The organism is Thiomonas sp. SCN 64-16 (assembly GCF_001725585.1).
In the GTDB taxonomy this organism is placed as follows: Bacteria; Pseudomonadota; Gammaproteobacteria; order Burkholderiales; family Burkholderiaceae_C; genus Thiomonas; species Thiomonas arsenitoxydans.
On the sequence record NZ_MEGQ01000009.1, the window covers coordinates 1 to 16,189 of the forward strand.

Consider the following 16,189-nt stretch of genomic DNA (forward strand, 5'->3'; position numbering starts at 1 on the left):
GGCGAAGGATGCCGTGCCCGCGGCTGTCGAGGCGCGCAACAGCGGCCTGCTCGACAGCCTGCAGGCGATGATGCAGGGCGCCCAGGCCGGAACGGCGGATGGTGGCGGATCGCCCGGCGCCCCGTCCATCGGGATGCAAGGCGCGGCGCCGGGCGGCGGTGCCGCATGAGCCGCAAGCGCTTTGCCCGACCTTCCGACGCCGGCGGCCCGCTCGCGGCGCGCGCGGCGCTGGCGAAAGCCTATGCGCGGGTCTTCTCCGGCGAGGACGGCGAAATGGTGCTGGCCGACCTGACGGCCACGACAGGCTACTACCGCCGCCCGTCCTATGGCGACTGGCTGGCGCGAACGAAGACGCCCGAGGGCTTCGAACTGCACAGCGCGCTGAGCAATGCCCGCGCCGAAGTGGTGCGGCACATCATGGATCAGTTGATGCTGGAGGACGGAGACCTGGCCGCGCTGGAGAAGGCGGCGCGGGCGGAGGAGAGGTGAGAGCGACGGGGCACTGCTTGGCTACAATTCGCTTAAATCCACGGTAAACCGCACCGGGCTCCGTTTGACTCCCTGAGGCCAGCACTTCCTGACCGATCTCGTACCGGCCTTCGGGGTCGAGCAACGCGTCGAGCCGCGCCCGTGCACCGATGCGCAGGTGGTGGCCGCACTTCGGACAGACGTTCTGGTTGAGCTCCAGATCCGATTTGTAGAGCACCGTTTCGCAAGACGGGCACTTGATCCACAGGCCTTCGGGCACCTGGCGCCGATCCTGCGGGCTGGTCTGTTGAATTTTGGGAGGGAGGAGCTTTTCCAGCCAACTCATAGGGTCTCCTTAAGCGTCGAGCGCCTGGCGAATGTCTTGGATGAAGCCGCGCGCAACCTCTACCGCCTGTTCTGCGGGCTGCGCCTCCATCAATTCGATCAGTCGCGAACCAATGACCACGGCATCGGCCAGCTGGCCGATCGCGCGCGCAGTCTGCGCATCGCGAATGCCGAATCCTACTCCCACGGGCACCTGCACATGAGCGCGGATGCGGGGCAGCATGGCCGCCACGGCTGAGGTGTCGAGATGGCCCGCGCCCGTCACGCCCTTGAGCGAGACGTAATACACATAGCCGCTGGCGATACGGCCCACATCGGCCATGCGCGCGTCCGTGCTGGTGGGAGCGAGCAGAAAAATGGGAGCGATGTCTGCGGCCTTGAGCGCCGCGGCAAACGTCTCGCTCTCCGCCGGCGGGTAATCGACGATGAGCACGCCATCCACGCCCGCCGTCTTGGCCGCAGCCACAAAGGCCTCCACGCCGTAGCGCTCCACCGGGTTGGCGTAACCCATCAGCACCACGGGGGTGACGGTATCGGTCTGGCGGAAATCGCGCACGAAATCGAGCACCTGGGGCAGCCCGATGCCTTTTGCAATGGCCCGCTCGGTGGCGCGCTGAATCACCGGGCCGTCGGCCATGGGATCGGAAAACGGCACGCCGAGTTCGATCACATCGGCGCCGCCCTGCACCAGGGCGTGCATCACCTCGACGGTCACCGAAGGCGCAGGGTCGCCTGCGGCGATGTAGGGAATGAGCGCCTTGCGATTCTGGGCGCGAAGCTGGGCGAAGCGTTGGTCGATGCGGTTCATGTCGGTTCCGCGCGGCCGCCCCGAAGGAACCGACACCCCCTCGGGGGGAGATGAGCGCAGCGAGTCAGAGGGCTGTTTCATTTTGTGGCTCCGGACTGGCGGGCGAACAGGGTGTCGAAGCTCACGCCTTCGCGCTCGGCCACGGTGTTGATGTCTTTGTCGCCGCGCCCCGAGAGATTGACCAGAATGATCTGGTCGGGACGCATTTGCGGCGCCAGCTTGATGGCATGCGCCAGAGCGTGGCTGGATTCCAGCGCCGGGATGATGCCCTCGATACGGCACAGTTCGTGGAAAGCCGCCAGAGCCTCGTCGTCGGTAATGCCGACATACTCGGCCCGCCCGAGATCTTTGAGCCAGGCATGCTCGGGGCCGACACCGGGATAGTCGAGCCCGGCGGACACGGAATGCGTTTCGATGATCTGACCGTTGGCGTCCTGCAGCAGATAAGTGCGGTTGCCGTGCAGCACACCCGGCGTGCCAGCGGACAGCGAGGCCGCGTGCTTACCCGTGTCCAGCCCCAGACCGGCGGCTTCAACCCCGATGAGCCGCACCGATTCATGGGGAATGTAGGGATAGAAAATGCCCATGGCGTTGCTGCCCCCACCCACGGCGGCGATCACCGCATCGGGCTGGCGGCCGGTCATCTCGGGCATCTGCTCCAGGCATTCGTCGCCGATGACCCGCTGGAAATCGCGCACCATCTGCGGGTAGGGATGCGGCCCCGCGACGGTGCCGATGATGTAGAAGGTGTCTTCGACATGCGTGACCCAGTCGCGCAGCGCTTCGTTAAGCGCATCCTTGAGCGTTTTGCTGCCTGACTCGACCGGCACCACGCGCGCGCCCAGCAGATTCATGCGATAGACATTGGGCGATTGGCGCTTGACGTCCTCGCTGCCCATATACACCACGCATTCCATGCCGTAACGCGCGGCAATAGTGGCCGTAGCCACGCCGTGCTGTCCCGCGCCGGTTTCGGCGATGACGCGCGGTTTGCCCATGCGACGCGCCAGCATGGCCTGGCCGATGGTGTTGTTGATTTTGTGCGCGCCGGTGTGATTGAGGTCTTCGCGTTTGAGGTAGATGCGCGCGCCGCCGAGCTTGTCGCTCAGGCGGGCGGCGTGATAAACCGGGCTGGGACGGCCGACGAAATGCTTGAGTTCGTAGCGGTATTCAGCCAGGAACTGCGGGTCGTTTTTGTAATGGTCGTAAGCCGCCTGGAGTTCTTCCAGCGCGTGGCTCAGGGTTTCGGCAATGAAGCTGCCGCCGTAGGGGCCGAAATGGCCGCTGGCGTCGGGATAGGCATAGTCAAACATGGTGGGGTCTCGTCTGGCGCCGGGCGGAAGCTGTGCCCGGGCGCGATCTACAGGTCTGCAGCGCGAACCGCGGCGATGAACTCGGCGATGCGCTGCGCGCTCTTGATGCCCTTGGACGCTTCGACGCCGGAACTGACGTCAACCGCCCACGGACGCACCTGCCGGATGGCATGCGTCACATTTGCAGCATGCAACCCACCAGACAAAACGAGGGGAAGCGCGACGTTTGCGGGAATGCGTGACCAATCGAAAACCTCGCCGCCCCCGCCGTATCCGGGCTGATCCGTGTCCAGAACGAGAGCTTGAGAAGTGGAAAAACGAGAAACGAAGTCTAACAAATCCAGCCCTTCTCGCATGCGCGCCGCGCGAATGTAGGGGTGGCGATAGCGGGCACAGTCTTGCGGGGTTTCATCGCCGTGGAACTGCAACAGTGCGGGACGAATTTGGTCGATCACCTCTTCGACAAGATCTGGCGCGGCATTCACAAACAGGGCGACGACCGAGACAAAAGGCGGCAGGCTGAACGCGATGTCACGCGCCTGCGCGACGCTCACGTTGCGCGGGCTGGGCGGATAAAACACCAGGCCGATGGCATCTGCGCCGCTGCTCGCGGCTGCCTGCGCGTCTTCCACCCGGGTAATGCCGCAGATTTTGATGCGGGTTCGGTGGCGCGGGGCGGGCGAGGGCGACAGCGGGGGCGGCGTTTCGGACATCGGAGATCAGATCGTCAGGCCGATCTGGGTAGGTGGCGAGGGTAGGTTGAATTCTGCCGGGTAATCCGGGCCGAGGAAATAAAGCCCGTCGGGCATGAAGGTCGGCGCCGCCAGGCGGCGGTCGCGGCTGGCCAGAACTTCGGCGAGCCAACTCACCGGCTTGGAGCCATTGCCCACGGCCAGCAGGCTACCCACGATATTGCGCACCATGTGGTGCAGGAAGGCGTTGGCACGCAGGTCGAGCACCAGGGTGTGACCATGACGCGCAATCTCAATCGCATGCAACGTCTTGACCGGGCTCAGCGCCTGGCATTCGCTGGAGCGAAATGCGCTGAAATCATGCTCACCGAGCAGGCACTGCGCAGCGGCGCGCAAAAGGTCGAGATCGAGCGGGCGATGCGTCCAGCCCACCCGCGCGTGATCGAGCGCCGGACGCACGGGATGGTTGCGCAGCACATAGCGATACCGGCGTTGGTAGGCACTGCGGCGGGCGTCAAAAGTCTGTGGCAGATCGGTTCGCGCCCATTGCACCGCCATGTCACGTGGCAGAAAGGCATTGACCCCGCGCCCCCAAGAGGACGGCTCACGCTGCAAAGGCGTATCGAGGTGCACCACCTGGCCGAGGGCATGCACTCCGGCGTCGGTGCGTCCGGCGCAGACGGTGCGAGTCGGAAAGCCCAGAAACTGCGCGAGCGCCCGCTCCAGAAAGTCCTGCACACCGCAGCCGCCCGGCTGGCTCTGCCAGCCGCAGTACGAGGTACCGCCGTAACTCAGGCCCAACGCGACTCGGAGCAGAGGACGCCCGACTTTCGGGCCGGAGGAGGCAGAGGACGAATCAGCGGCCAATCTTGTCCAGCATATCCTGCGCACGTTTCTTAAGTTGCGGGTCGCCTTCGGCAATCACCTCACCCAGCAGGTTGCGCGCCGACTCGTTATCGCCGATGGCCATGCTTTCTGCCGCGAGTTCCAGACGGAGATCGAGCGAGGGCCTGGACTCGCTGAACTGCGGCTCCAGCTTGGGCGGTTCGGTATGCGATTCCTCGAGCGATTTGACTTCGTTGTCCTGCAGGGAAATGCTGCTCAGATCGAACTCAAGTGCGTTGTCATGTACGGCAGCCTTCGTGGTCTCAGCGGCAGTCTCAGCGGCACCGAGCGTCGAGGCGGGCGAGCCAAAATCGGACGGCATATTGAAGTCCAGGCCGCCCGGCAATAAGAAATCAGCATCCGCAGCTTTGCCGGGCTCTTTTTCGGGCGTCGGCGGCGCGCTGGAGAATGCCGAGGGCACCTCGATTTCGGGCAGAGAAGGAACGGCGGCTGACGCAGTCGCCGCTGCAGGAGCCGGTTCGCCCATCGGCAAGCTCAGATCCAGGTCCAGATGCTCGGGCATCGGCGTCTTGGCCGCGGCCGTTTCCACGCCCGAAAGCATTTCGGTGCTGGGCAAGGTTTGCGGAGTTAGCGCAGCCAAAGCGGTGGGGGTGGCCACCGGGAACTCTGTCTGCGGCATGGTCGACGGCGCGCCCAGCGTGCTGGGGAGCACGGTGTTGTGATACAGCGGGTTGACCGGGTCGAGACTGCGACCGAGATCTTGAGCGCGTTTCCAGTCTTCGCCCACACCCTGCGTCAACGCAAAGAGTTCTGCGGCGCCCACTTCGAAGGAGCGGGAATCCTTGCGTTTGGCGTAGATTTCCAGCAGTTTTAGCCGCGCTGCCAGACGGTCGGGGTTGGTCTTGACGGCCTCCTTGAGGATTTCTTCGGCTTGCAGATCGCGGCCGTAGGCCAGATACACGTCGGCCTCGGCGACCGGATCGACATCATTGGTGTCGAGCTGGCTGGAGGAGAAGGTGGAGCTCATATTGCCATTGCGCGTATCGACGCGCTCGCCACCCGTGCCGCCAAAAAAGCTGTCGGCCACACTCATGCGACTATCGAAGACCGACACATCGCGCTGCGACTTTGCTGCCTTCTTGCGCTGCGCCAGCCAGGCGAGCAACAGCAGCAGAATCACCAAAGCGCCGCCCACGGGCAACAGCAAGGGGTTGGAAAGCAGACTGCTGAAGAAGCTCCCCTGCTCGACAGGGGCGGGCTTGACGACCTTCGGGGGCACAGGCTTCGCCACCGGCGCGGGCGCAGGGGCGGATGCGGGAGCCGAAGCGGCCACAGGCGCCGACGCCGACTTGGCAGCCGATGCGGCATGCGCCGCCGAAGCGGTTGCGACGGCAGCGGCTGCCGCGCTGGGTGCCTCGGCCGGTTTTGCAGATGCCGAGGCAGCAACCACTGGCGCGGGCACGGGGCTCTTCACCGGTACGGTCAGCGCCGCGGCAGCCTTGCTTGCCACGGGGGCCACGGTTGCCGCGGGTGCGGCGGCTTGCGGTTTGGCCGCTGCGACGGTCTGAGCCTGCTTGGACAGCGCGCTGAGCTCGTCGACATTTTTTTGCAACTGCTTGATCTTCTGTTCGTCAAGCGCTTCCTGCTTCTTGTCGGCGATCTGCTGGGCCTTCTGCGTGCCAGCCACCTCGGCCTTGCTCAATTTGAGCTTGCTTTCAGCCTGCGCGCCTGTGGCAGCAGGCTCCTGAACCTGGGCTTGCACTTTGCCCGTCACCTCGCGTTGCGACTGCGGCTTGGCCTGCCCGCCCATTTCCGCCAGACGACGGCGGTAGGCGTTGAAACTCTCGCTCTGAGCCAGAACGAAACGGCGCGCTTCGGGCTGCGAAACGGCCTGCGCCTGTTCAGCGGTGGGCATTTGCAGCACGCTGCCCGTCTTCACCAGATTGATGTTTCCGTCGATGAAGGCCGACTGGTTGGCGCGGTAAATGGCCGTGAGCATCTGGTCGAGCGAGACGGACTGCACGCCCGACGCATTGGCGATTTTGCTCAGAGTGTCGCCCCGCTTGACCACATACTGGCCGGGAGCCGCAGCAGACTTGGTGGGCGATTTTTTCGCAATCACCGAAGGCTGCGGCGTTTGCAGCGCGGGCGCAACCGGCATCGCCGGGGTCGGGGTGTTGGCCGCATTAGCGGCATTCGACACCGAGGGCGCCACCGGCATGGCGGGCGACGGTGCGGCAGTCTGAACCGGCACCTGAGTCGGTGTGGGAGTGCTCTGGAAATTGGGCGGATCGAGCAGCAGGGTGTAGTCGCGGCTCAACTGGCCATTGGCCCACTGCGCACGGATCAACAGATCGAGAAAGGGTTCGTTGATCGGGCTGTTGGACGTGACGCGCAGATAGGCGCGGCCTTCCGGGCTGCGCTCAAGCTTGATCCGCACGCCCGACAGCGCACTGCTGTAATGCAGCTTGGCCGCCTGAAACGCATCGGGCGGCGCAACACCCACCTGCAGTGAAGACGCCTCGTCAGCGCTGATCTGGGTAATGTCGATTTCCGCCCTCAGGGGCTGGCCCAAGGCGGATTGCACCTTGATGCCCCCGAGGCCGAATGCATAAGCCTGACCAGCAGTTGCGCCCAAGGCAATTGCCAGGGCCAGACGTCGAGTGTTCTGTCGCAGCATGTCGGCTGCCCCCCAATTTTTGATCATGTCGAATGCGCGAATTTCTCTGCGGCTGCAGAACTAAATTGCGTCAAATTTCACCATATCATCAACAAATTAGGCTGACAAGTTGATGCGCCAAGACAGGCCGGTGCAAGCCCGGCGACTGTGGCATTCCGGCGATTTCGGCTGACTTGCCGTGCAAACCCGGCAGTCAACGACGCTCAAGCAGAATGCGCAGCATGCGACGCAGCGGTTCGGCCGCGCCCCACAACAATTGGTCGCCCACGGTGAACGCGCCCAGATAGTCTGGCACCATGGCCAGCTTGCGTAGCCGCCCCACCGGGATCTGCATCGTGCCGGTCACGGCCACCGGGGTGAGTTGCTGCATGGTCGCTTCGCGCTCGTTGGGGACGACCCGAACCCAGTCGTTATCGGCCGCGATCATGTCTTCGATCTCGTCGAGCGGAACGTCTTTCTTGAGCTTGAAGGTCAGCGCCTGACTGTGGCAGCGCATGGCGCCGACGCGCACGCAAAAACCATCGACCGGCACTGCAGGCGAGCCGAACCCCGCGCCCTGCCCGAGGATCTTGTTGGTCTCCGCCCCGCCCTTCCACTCTTCGCGCGACACGCCATTGCCCAGGTCTTTGTCGATCCAGGGAATCAGGCTGCCGGCCAAGGGCACACCGAAGTGCTGGGTCTGCGCGGCGTCGAGCGCCTTTTGCCGGGCCAGCACATCGCGGTCGATGGCCAGAATGGCCGAAGCCGGGTCGTCCAGCAGCGCCCGCACCGACGCGTTGAGCGTGCCGAACTGCGTGAGCAATTCGCGCATGTGCTGCGCGCCGCCGCCCGAGGCTGCCTGATAGGTCATGCTGGTCATCCACTCCACCAGTCCGGCCTTGTAAAGCGCGCCCACGCCCATGAGCATGCAGCTCACGGTGCAGTTGCCGCCGATCCAGTTGTTGCCGCCCTTGCTCATCGCCGCATCGATGACTGGGCGGTTGACCGGGTCGAGAATGATGACGCAGTCGTCGCGCATGCGCAGGGTGGAGGCGGCGTCGATCCAGTGCCCCCTCCAGCCGGAGGCGCGCAGCTTGTCGAACACCGCCGTGGTGTAGTCGCCGCCCTGCGCGGTGAGGATGATGTCGCAGCGGCGCAGTTGCTCCAAGTCATGCGCGTCCTGCAGGGTGGTTTCATTTTTCGCTTCCGCCGGGGCTTTGCCGCCCGCGTTGCTGGTGCTGAAAAAGAGCGGTTCGATCAGGTCGAAATCACCCTCTTCGCGCATGCGTTGCATCAGCACCGAACCCACCATGCCGCGCCATCCCACCAAACCCACCAAAGTCGTTGCCATCATCCGTTCCGTTATGTGTTGTCTTTCCAATGCTGCGCTCAACCCAGCGCGGTGACCACCGCGTCGCCCATTTGCGCGGTGCTGACTTTTTGCGTGCCCGGCGCGTGAATGTCGGGTGTGCGCAAGCCCTGCGCGAGCGCCTTCTGCACGGCGGCCTCGATGCGGTCGGCCTGCTCCGGCAGTCCGAGCGAATGCCGCAGCATCATGGCCGCACTGAGAATGGTCGCCAGCGGATTGGCGATGCCCTGCCCGGCGATGTCGGGTGCGCTGCCATGGCTCGGCTCATACAAGCCCTGTCCCTTTTCGTTCAGCGACGCCGACGGCAGCATGCCGATGGAGCCGGTGAGCATCGACGCCTCGTCGCTGAGAATGTCGCCGAACATATTGCCGGTGACGATGACGTCGAATTTTTTCGGCGCCTTGACGAGCTGCATCGCGGCATTGTCCACATACATATGATCGAGCTGCACGTCCGGGTACTGCTGGCCGACTTCGGCGACGATGTCTTTCCAGAACTGGAAGGTCTCCAGCACATTGGCCTTGTCCACGCTGGTCAGTCGCTTGTTGCGGCCCTGCGCCGCCTTGAACGCCACATGCGCAATGCGCTCGATTTCCGGGCGGCTGTAGCGCATGGTGTCGAAGGCTTCGGGCTGGCCAGCGAAGACGCCGTCGGGCGCGGTACGCCGTCCGCGCGGCTGGCCGAAGTAGATGTCGCCAGTCAGTTCGCGCACGATGAGAATGTCCAGGCCCGACACCACTTCGGGCTTCAGGCTGGAAGCATCGGCCAGCTCGGCGTAGAGGATAGCTGGCCGCAGATTGGCGAACAGGCCGAGGTTTTTGCGCAAACCCAAAATGGCCTGTTCGGGGCGAAGATGCCGCTCCAGAGTGTCGTACTTCCAGTCGCCCACCGCGCCGAACAGCACCGCGTCGGCCGACTTGGCCAGGCTCAGGGTGGCCTCGGGCAACGGATGGCCGCTGGCGGCATAGGCCGCGCCACCGACCGGCGCGAATTCGAAGGTGAAGTCGAATCCGTCTTGCGCAATGCGCTGGAGCACCTTGACGGCTTCGGCAATGATTTCGGGCCCGATTCCGTCTCCGGGCAATACGGCAATTTTCATGTGTGGGAGTTGCGTGGGGGTTGCGTTACAGGATGCGGTTGTCGAGCCAGGGCATGCGCGCCAGGCGCTCGGCCTCATAGGCGCGGATCTCTTGCGCATGGCCGAGGGTGAGGCCGATGTCGTCGAGCCCGTTGATCAGGCAGTGCTTGCGGAAGTCACCCACCTCGAAAGCCAGCTCGCTGCCATCGGGCTTGACCACCACTTGCCGCGGCAGATCGATGGTGAGCGTGTAGCCGACGAAACCATAGAGTTCGTCGAACAGCCGGGCCACCTGCGCTTTCGACAACACAATCGGCAGCACGCCGTTCTTGAAGCAGTTGTTGTAGAAAATGTCGGCATAGCTGCTGGCGATCAGGGCGCGAAAGCCGTATTGCTGCAATGCCCAGGGCGCATGTTCGCGGGACGAACCGCAACCGAAGTTGTCGCGCGTGAGCAGAATGCTCGCCCCCGCATAGCGCGGCTGGTTGAGCGCGAAGTCGGGGTTGGGTTTGCGCGTGGCAGGGTCTTGCCCTGGTTCGCCGTGATCGAGATAACGCCACTCGTCAAACAGATTCGGGCCGAAGCCGCTGCGACGGATCGACTTCAGGAACTGCTTGGGAATGATGGCGTCGGTATCGACGTTGTCGCGATCCATTGGCGCGACCAGTCCCTTGTGGACGACGAATTTTTCCATGGTGTCTCTCCGCGTTGCCGCGGCGTTCGGGTGTTATTTCGACTTATCAGCCGCGTTGGTGATGGCCTGACCACCTGCCTTGAGGTCCTGGCCCACGCCAGCCACGGTATTGCAAGCGGTCAGGGAAAGCAGCGTGGCGGCAAGCAAAAGAATGGACAGCAGAGGTTTCATTTCAATCTCCTGAAAAAGTAGCGCAAATCATGACAGCTTGCGCACATCGACAAAGTGACCGGCAACTGCCGCGGCCGCGGCCATCGCCGGACTGACCAGATGGGTTCGACCGCCCGCCCCCTGCCGACCTTCGAAATTGCGATTGGAGGTGGAGGCGCAGCGCTCGCCCGGCTCCAGGCGGTCGGCGTTCATCGCCAGACACATGGAGCAGCCGGGCTCGCGCCATTCGAAACCGGCGGCCTTGAAAATCTTGTCCAGCCCTTCGGCTTCGGCCTGCGCCTTCACCAACCCCGAGCCCGGCACCACCAGCGCCTGCCGCACATTCGCGGCGATATGCCGCCCGGCCAGCACCTGCGCCGCATCGCGCAGGTCTTCGATGCGCGAATTGGTGCAGGAGCCGATGAACACCTTGTCGATGCGGATATCGGTAATCGCCTTGTTCGGCTCCAGGCCCATATAGGTCAGCGCGCGTTCCATCGCCGAGCGCTTGTTGGCATCTTTTTCTTTGTCGGGATCGGGCACGCGGGCGTCGATCGGCAGCACCATTTCGGGCGAAGTGCCCCAGGTGACTTGCGGCACGAGTTCGCGGGCGTCGAGCGTGACCACGCGGTCGAACTTCGCGTCGGCGTCGGAGTGCAGGCTGCGCCAATACTGCACTGCCATGTCCCAGGCCACGCCGGTGGGCGCGAAGGGACGGCCGCGCACATAGTTGATGGTCGTGTCGTCCACGGCCACCAGCCCGGCGCGGGCGCCGGCTTCGATGGCCATATTGCACAAGGTCATGCGGCCTTCCATGCTGAGCGCGGCGATGGTGCTGCCGCCGAACTCGATGGTGTAGCCGGTGCCCCCGGCAGTGCCGATCTTGCCGATGACGGCCAGCGCGATGTCTTTGGCGCGGCAGCCCACGGGCAGCGGCCCATCCACGCGCACCAGCAGGTTCTTCATCTTGGGTGCCAGCAGGGTTTGCGTGGCCAGCACATGCTCGACTTCACTGGTGCCGATGCCGAAGGCCAGCGCGCCGAACGCGCCGTGGGTGCTGGTGTGCGAATCGCCACAAACCACGGTCATGCCGGGCAGGGTGGCGCCCTGCTCCGGGCCGATGACATGCACGATGCCCTGGCGGCGGTCGTTCATGCGGAACTCGGTGATGCCATTGGCGGCGCAGTTGGCGTCGAGCGTATCAACCTGCAGCTTTGATATCGGATCGGCGATGCCCTCGGCGCGGTCGGTCGTGGGCACGTTGTGATCGGCCACCGCCAGATTCGCGCTCACCCGCCAGACCTTGCGGCCCGCGAGTTGCAGCCCTTCAAAGGCCTGCGGGCTGGTGACTTCATGCACCAGATGGCGGTCGATGTAAAGCAGTGCGGTGCCATCTTCTTCGGTGCGCACCACATGCTCGTCCCACAATTTATCGTACAGCGTTCGGCCCATCGGCATCTCCTGCGTCTTGTTCGCGGTGTGCGCAAGACTTGTCATGAAAGGTTGATTTTAGTTGGCGCGCTTCACGCCGTGCTCGGCTGGGTTTGCAGCCATGCCACGGACAGATCGAACGATCCATCGGGCTGAACGCGCATCGCCTCGCGCGCCTCCTGCGGCGCCTGCGCCCACACGTCGCGAATGGCCTGCACGCGCAGCTCCGGGGTGCGCATGCGCGCCACCCACGAGGCGAATTCCATGGTCAGACTCCAGCCCTCCATACTCGGCGCGGCAAAGCCCGCCCGCTGCAGCAGGGCGCTCCATTCGGAAACGCGGTAATCGCGCACATGCGAAGCGTCGCGCAAGATCTCCACCGTCTGCAGCAGGGTGTCGCACAGCGGCGACTCCAGGGCCACGACGTCGATGATGACCAGCGTGCCCTGCGGCTTGATAACCCGGCGCATTTCGCGCAATGCGGCAGGCACATCGGGCCAGTGATGCGCGGAAAAGCGGGTGACCACCAGATCGAAGCTGGCATCGGCGAAGGGCAGTTTGTCGGCCGGACCCTGGCAAGTCTGCAGATCGTGCAGGCCGCGAGTTGCCGCCTCTTGCACCACGATGGCGAGCATCGCGGGCGACAGGTCGAAGGCGGTAACCTGCGCGCCCGCGGCCGCCAGGGCGAAGCTGGCGTGTCCGGCCCCGCAACCGACATCGAGCGCCCGGCAGCGGTGCTCTTTCTGCACCATCGCAGCTAGACGCTGCAGATCGTGCCCCTGCGCATGAACGGCGCTGGTGAGGTAGGCGGCGGCGCTAACGCCGAACTGATGCGCGGCCAAAGCGGGCTGTTTCAAGAGGGTGCTCCAAGACGATGCAAAGACGATAGAGCAAAAGATAGCCCAGCATTTTTCCTGGTACAAGATGACAAAACATCCTGGTATAAAAGCCTACCAGCCTGGGAACCTACCGTTGTCCTCACCTTCGCCTTCGTCTTCTTGAAAGACCATGTCGCTGCCGTCATCCTCCATGCCCTCCGATCCGCACCAGGGCAGCCGCCTTCTGGGCGATTTCATCCGTCTGCACCGCAACCGTCTGTCGCCTGCCGCAGCGGGCTTGCCTGCGACGGGGCGGCGACGAGCGCCCGGACTGCGCCGCGAAGAGCTCGCCTCGCTCTGCGGCGTCAGCGCCACCTGGATCACCTGGCTGGAACAGGGGCGGCCGGTCGCGCCTTCACCCAAGACGCTGGAGAGTGTGGCGCATGCGCTGCAACTGACCCCTGCGGAGCGCGCCTATCTGTTCGAGCTGGCGCAGCGGCGCGACCCGAGCGAACCCGCGACACCGGCAAAAGCGGTCGATGCCGTTCTGCGCAGCGTGCATGCCATAGTCCATCCCGCCTATGTGCTCAACCAGCGATGGGACGTGGTGGCGGGCAACGCTCAGGCGCAGGATCTGTTTCTCGGCTGGCAGACCTCCCCCGCCACACCAGACACCGAACCACAGGCCGAACCAGTCACTGAGGAGCCGCCCAACCTGTTGCGCTTTCTGTTTTTCAACCCGCAGGCGCGCGGGCTGATCGAAAATTGGTCGCTACGTTCGCAGCGGCTTGTGGCGGAATTCCGGGCGGACTGCGGCGGGCGCCTGCACACCTCGCCCTTGCGCGCCTTGATCGATGAACTGAGCGCGCTCAGCCCCGAGTTTGACGCGTTCTGGAAACTCAATGATGTGCAGGAGCGCGAAGGCGGCGAAAGGGGCTTTGTCCATCCCCGGCACGGCCGCCTGGTGTATGAACAACTCACCCTGCGGGCGGCGCTGCACCCGGAGTACAAACTGGTGATGCTGCTCCCCGTCGCGACACCGTAATAAACAAATCTTTGAACAAAAAAAGACCGCGCCCAGCGCGGTCTTTACAGGCAATGGATGAATGCCGACCGATCAGCCGCGCTCCGCGATGGGCTTGACATCGCGGCGCACCGACCCGGTGAACAGTTGGCGCGGACGACCGATCTTGTACTCGGGATCGGTGAGCATTTCGTTGAGCTGCGCGATCCAACCCACGGTGCGCGCCAGCGCGAAGTTGGCGGTAAACAGCGACACCGGCACGCCGATGGCCTTCTGCACGATGCCCGAATAAAAATCGACGTTGGGATAGAGCTTGCGCTGGATGAAGTAGTCGTCTTCCAGCGCGATTTTTTCCAGCGTCATCGCCAGCTTGAACAGCGGGTCGTTGTGCAGGCCCAGGGCGTCGAGCACTTCGTGGCAGGTCTCGCGCATGAGCTTGGCGCGCGGGTCGTAGTTCTTGTAGACGCGGTGGCCGAAACCCATCAGCCGCACCGAGGAGTTCTTGTCTTTGACTTCGCTGATGAACTCGCCGATCTTCGCCACGCCGCCCTTGGCCTGGATGTCGTCGAGCATGTTCAGACAGGCTTCGTTGGCGCCGCCATGCGCCGGGCCCCACAGGCAGGCCACGCCGGCCGCGATGGCCGCGAAGGGGTTGGTGCCGCTGGAGGCGCACAGCCGCACCGTCGAGGTGGACGCGTTCTGTTCGTGGTCAGCATGGAGGATGAAAATGCGGTCGAGCGCGCGCTCGATCACCGGGTTGGGCATGTAATCCTCGCAGGGCGTAGCCCACATCATGCGCATGAAGTTGGCCGCATAGCTCAGGTCGTTGCGCGGGTACATATAGGGCTGGCCCTGGTTGTACTTGTAGGCCATGGCCACCAGCGTGGGCATTTTGGCGATGAGGCGGATGGCCGAAATGTCGCGCTGCTCGGGATCGTTGACGTTGATCGAATCGGGATAGAACGCCGACATGGCGCCCACCAGCCCGGTGAGCACCGCCATCGGATGGGCGTCACGGCGGAATCCGCGCAGAAAGAACTGCATCTGCTCGTGCACCATGGTGTGCTGGGTCACGCGATCGGAGAAGGCCTTTTTCTGTTCGGCGTTGGGCAGCTCCCCGTAGAGGATGAGGTAGCAAGTCTCCATGTAATCGCACTGCACCGCAATCTGGTCGATGGGATAGCCGCGGTAGAGCAGCTCGCCCTTGTCGCCGTCGATATAGGTGATGGCCGAGCTGCAAGAGGCGGTGGACAGAAAGCCCGGGTCGTAGGTGAATTTGCCGGTCTGGCCGTAGAGCTTGCGGATGTCGATCACGTCCGGGCCGATGGTGCCTTTGTAAATCGGCAGATCGACGCTCGGTGCTCCGTCGCTGAACGAGAGCGTGGCTTTATCGCTTGAAGGGGTCATTTTGGAATCTCCGGGGACTGTGTAGTGAGGCTCCCGGAGGCAGACCCCGGGGACGGAATGACGCAAGCCCGTACTTGCGGGCTCACAAGCGCTGCAAAGTGTCAAGCAAGCCCCGGATCTGCGGTGTATTCAGTTCTTCCGGGAGCGGGGTTTTACGCATGAAAAGATCTAAAAGCGTGTTGTCGTCCAGTGCGAGCAGGGCGCCCAGCGCCGCCACCTCTTCGCTGCTGAGCGGCGTTTCGCGTTGGGCAAAGTAGCGCTGCAGAATCAGATCGTTCTCCAGCATGCCGCGCCGCGCGCGCCAGCGCAGCCGGGACAGGTCGGCGGCGTCGGCAGGGGCGTTCGCGTGCAGCATGGCAGACTCAAACGGCGCGGCGCACCATCATTTCCTTGATCTTGCTGATGGCCAGCGTGGGATTGAGCTCTTTCGGGCACACGTCCACGCAGTTCATGATGGTGTGGCAGCGGAACAGGCGGTAGGGGTCTTCGAGATTGTCGAGGCGCTCGCCGGTGGCTTCGTCGCGGCTGTCGGCGATGAATCGATAGGCCTGCAAAAGCCCAGCGGGGCCGACGAATTTGTCGGGGTTCCACCAGAAACTCGGACAACTGGTGCTGCAACTCGCGCACAGAATGCACTCGTAAAGACCGTTGAGCTCTTCGCGTTCGGCCGGGCTTTGCAGACGCTCTTTTTCCGGCGGCGGCGTGTTGTTGACCAGATAGGGCTTGATCGAGTGGTACTGGTTGAAGAACTGGGTCATGTCCACGATCAGGTCGCGGATGACAGGCAGGCCGGGCAAGGGCTTGAGCACCACCGGTTCCTTGAGGGTGAGCAGGTTGGTGATGCAGGCCAGGCCGTTTTTGCCGTTGATGTTCATCGCATCCGACCCGCACACCCCTTCGCGGCAGGAACGGCGGATGGACAGCGAATCGTCGAGTTCCCACTTGATGCGCTGGATGGCGTCGAGCAGCATCTTGTCGGTGTGCTGCAACGTCACCTCATAGTCCTGCATGTAGGGCTTGGCGTCTTTGTCCGGGTCGTAGCGGTAGATCGAAAACTTCATCTTGCGCGTGTCGTTCATATGCGCT

Annotated in this window: 16 protein-coding genes and 1 pseudogene; 2 read left to right on the forward strand and 15 right to left on the reverse strand. The window is 63.8% G+C overall.

Translation table 11 applies throughout. From position 1 onward, the window contains the following. Positions 1-165 precede the first annotated feature (165 nt). A complete protein-coding gene (locus tag ABT24_RS03660; protein WP_286737349.1) occupies positions 166-489 on the forward strand; it encodes a Bbp19 family protein in 324 nt (107 codons plus the stop codon). A gap of 79 nt (positions 490-568) precedes the next feature. Here ABT24_RS03660 and ABT24_RS03665 read toward each other — a convergent pair. From ABT24_RS03665 to ABT24_RS03720, 12 genes and pseudogenes are all read right to left on the reverse strand, one after another. Further along, positions 569-814 (reverse strand): annotated as a pseudogene (locus ABT24_RS03665) (acetyl-CoA carboxylase, carboxyltransferase subunit beta); the annotation flags it as partial. Positions 815-823: 9 nt separating this feature from the next. Beyond that, a complete protein-coding gene (gene trpA / locus ABT24_RS03670) occupies positions 824-1,621 on the reverse strand; it encodes a tryptophan synthase subunit alpha (RefSeq protein WP_276726958.1) in 798 nt (265 codons plus the stop codon). 77 nt (positions 1,622-1,698) lie between these two features. Then, a complete protein-coding gene (trpB, locus tag ABT24_RS03675) occupies positions 1,699-2,934 on the reverse strand; it encodes a tryptophan synthase subunit beta (RefSeq protein ID WP_276726956.1) in 1,236 nt (411 codons plus the stop codon). A 47-nt stretch (positions 2,935-2,981) separates the two neighbouring features. Further along, positions 2,982-3,647 (reverse strand): phosphoribosylanthranilate isomerase, encoded by a 666-nt coding sequence (locus tag ABT24_RS03680; RefSeq protein ID WP_276726954.1) that lies wholly within the window; start codon positions 3,645-3,647, stop codon positions 2,982-2,984. Positions 3,648-3,653: 6 nt separating this feature from the next. Next, positions 3,654-4,427 (reverse strand): tRNA pseudouridine(38-40) synthase TruA, encoded by a 774-nt coding sequence (gene truA / locus ABT24_RS03685; RefSeq protein ID WP_276726952.1) that lies wholly within the window; start codon positions 4,425-4,427, stop codon positions 3,654-3,656. Positions 4,428-4,482: 55 nt separating this feature from the next. Beyond that, positions 4,483-7,179, reverse strand: a complete 2,697-nt coding sequence (locus ABT24_RS03690) for a motility hub landmark protein FimV (protein WP_276726950.1) — start codon at positions 7,177-7,179, stop codon at positions 4,483-4,485. A 166-nt stretch (positions 7,180-7,345) separates the two neighbouring features. Then, positions 7,346-8,482, reverse strand: coding sequence for an aspartate-semialdehyde dehydrogenase (asd, locus tag ABT24_RS03695; protein WP_286737350.1), 1,137 nt, complete (start codon positions 8,480-8,482; stop codon positions 7,346-7,348). A gap of 38 nt (positions 8,483-8,520) precedes the next feature. After that, a complete protein-coding gene (gene leuB / locus ABT24_RS03700) occupies positions 8,521-9,600 on the reverse strand; it encodes a 3-isopropylmalate dehydrogenase (protein ID WP_276726946.1) in 1,080 nt (359 codons plus the stop codon). 25 nt (positions 9,601-9,625) lie between these two features. Beyond that, positions 9,626-10,273, reverse strand: coding sequence for a 3-isopropylmalate dehydratase small subunit (leuD, locus tag ABT24_RS03705; RefSeq protein WP_013123866.1), 648 nt, complete (start codon positions 10,271-10,273; stop codon positions 9,626-9,628). Positions 10,274-10,306: 33 nt separating this feature from the next. Next, positions 10,307-10,444: an entericidin A/B family lipoprotein gene (locus tag ABT24_RS03710; RefSeq protein WP_013106604.1), complete on the reverse strand. Its 138-nt coding sequence runs from the start codon at positions 10,442-10,444 to the stop codon at positions 10,307-10,309. 27 nt (positions 10,445-10,471) lie between these two features. Beyond that, positions 10,472-11,875: a 3-isopropylmalate dehydratase large subunit gene (leuC, locus tag ABT24_RS03715; protein ID WP_276727154.1), complete on the reverse strand. Its 1,404-nt coding sequence runs from the start codon at positions 11,873-11,875 to the stop codon at positions 10,472-10,474. Positions 11,876-11,946: 71 nt separating this feature from the next. Then, positions 11,947-12,711, reverse strand: coding sequence for a class I SAM-dependent methyltransferase (locus tag ABT24_RS03720; protein WP_276726944.1), 765 nt, complete (start codon positions 12,709-12,711; stop codon positions 11,947-11,949). Between the two features lie 151 nt (positions 12,712-12,862). On the opposite strand from ABT24_RS03720, the gene ABT24_RS03725 reads away from it, so the two are divergent. Beyond that, the gene (locus ABT24_RS03725) at positions 12,863-13,717 is read left to right on the forward strand and encodes a helix-turn-helix transcriptional regulator (protein ID WP_276726942.1); all 855 of its coding nucleotides are present in this window, start codon (positions 12,863-12,865) and stop codon (positions 13,715-13,717) included. Positions 13,718-13,789: 72 nt separating this feature from the next. Here ABT24_RS03725 and gltA read toward each other — a convergent pair whose 3' ends face one another. The 3 genes from gltA to ABT24_RS03740 all read right to left on the reverse strand — a co-directional run bounded on the left by gltA (position 13,790) and on the right by ABT24_RS03740 (position 16,182). Continuing rightward, on the reverse strand, positions 13,790-15,103 hold the full coding sequence (gltA, locus tag ABT24_RS03730) for a citrate synthase (RefSeq protein WP_276726940.1): 1,314 nt from the start codon (positions 15,101-15,103) through the stop codon (positions 13,790-13,792). Positions 15,104-15,185: 82 nt separating this feature from the next. After that, positions 15,186-15,458 (reverse strand): FAD assembly factor SdhE, encoded by a 273-nt coding sequence (locus tag ABT24_RS03735; protein WP_276726938.1) that lies wholly within the window; start codon positions 15,456-15,458, stop codon positions 15,186-15,188. Positions 15,459-15,465: 7 nt separating this feature from the next. After that, complete coding sequence (locus ABT24_RS03740) at positions 15,466-16,182, reverse strand: succinate dehydrogenase iron-sulfur subunit (RefSeq protein WP_013106610.1); 717 nt, start codon at positions 16,180-16,182, stop codon at positions 15,466-15,468. Positions 16,183-16,189 lie beyond the last annotated feature (7 nt).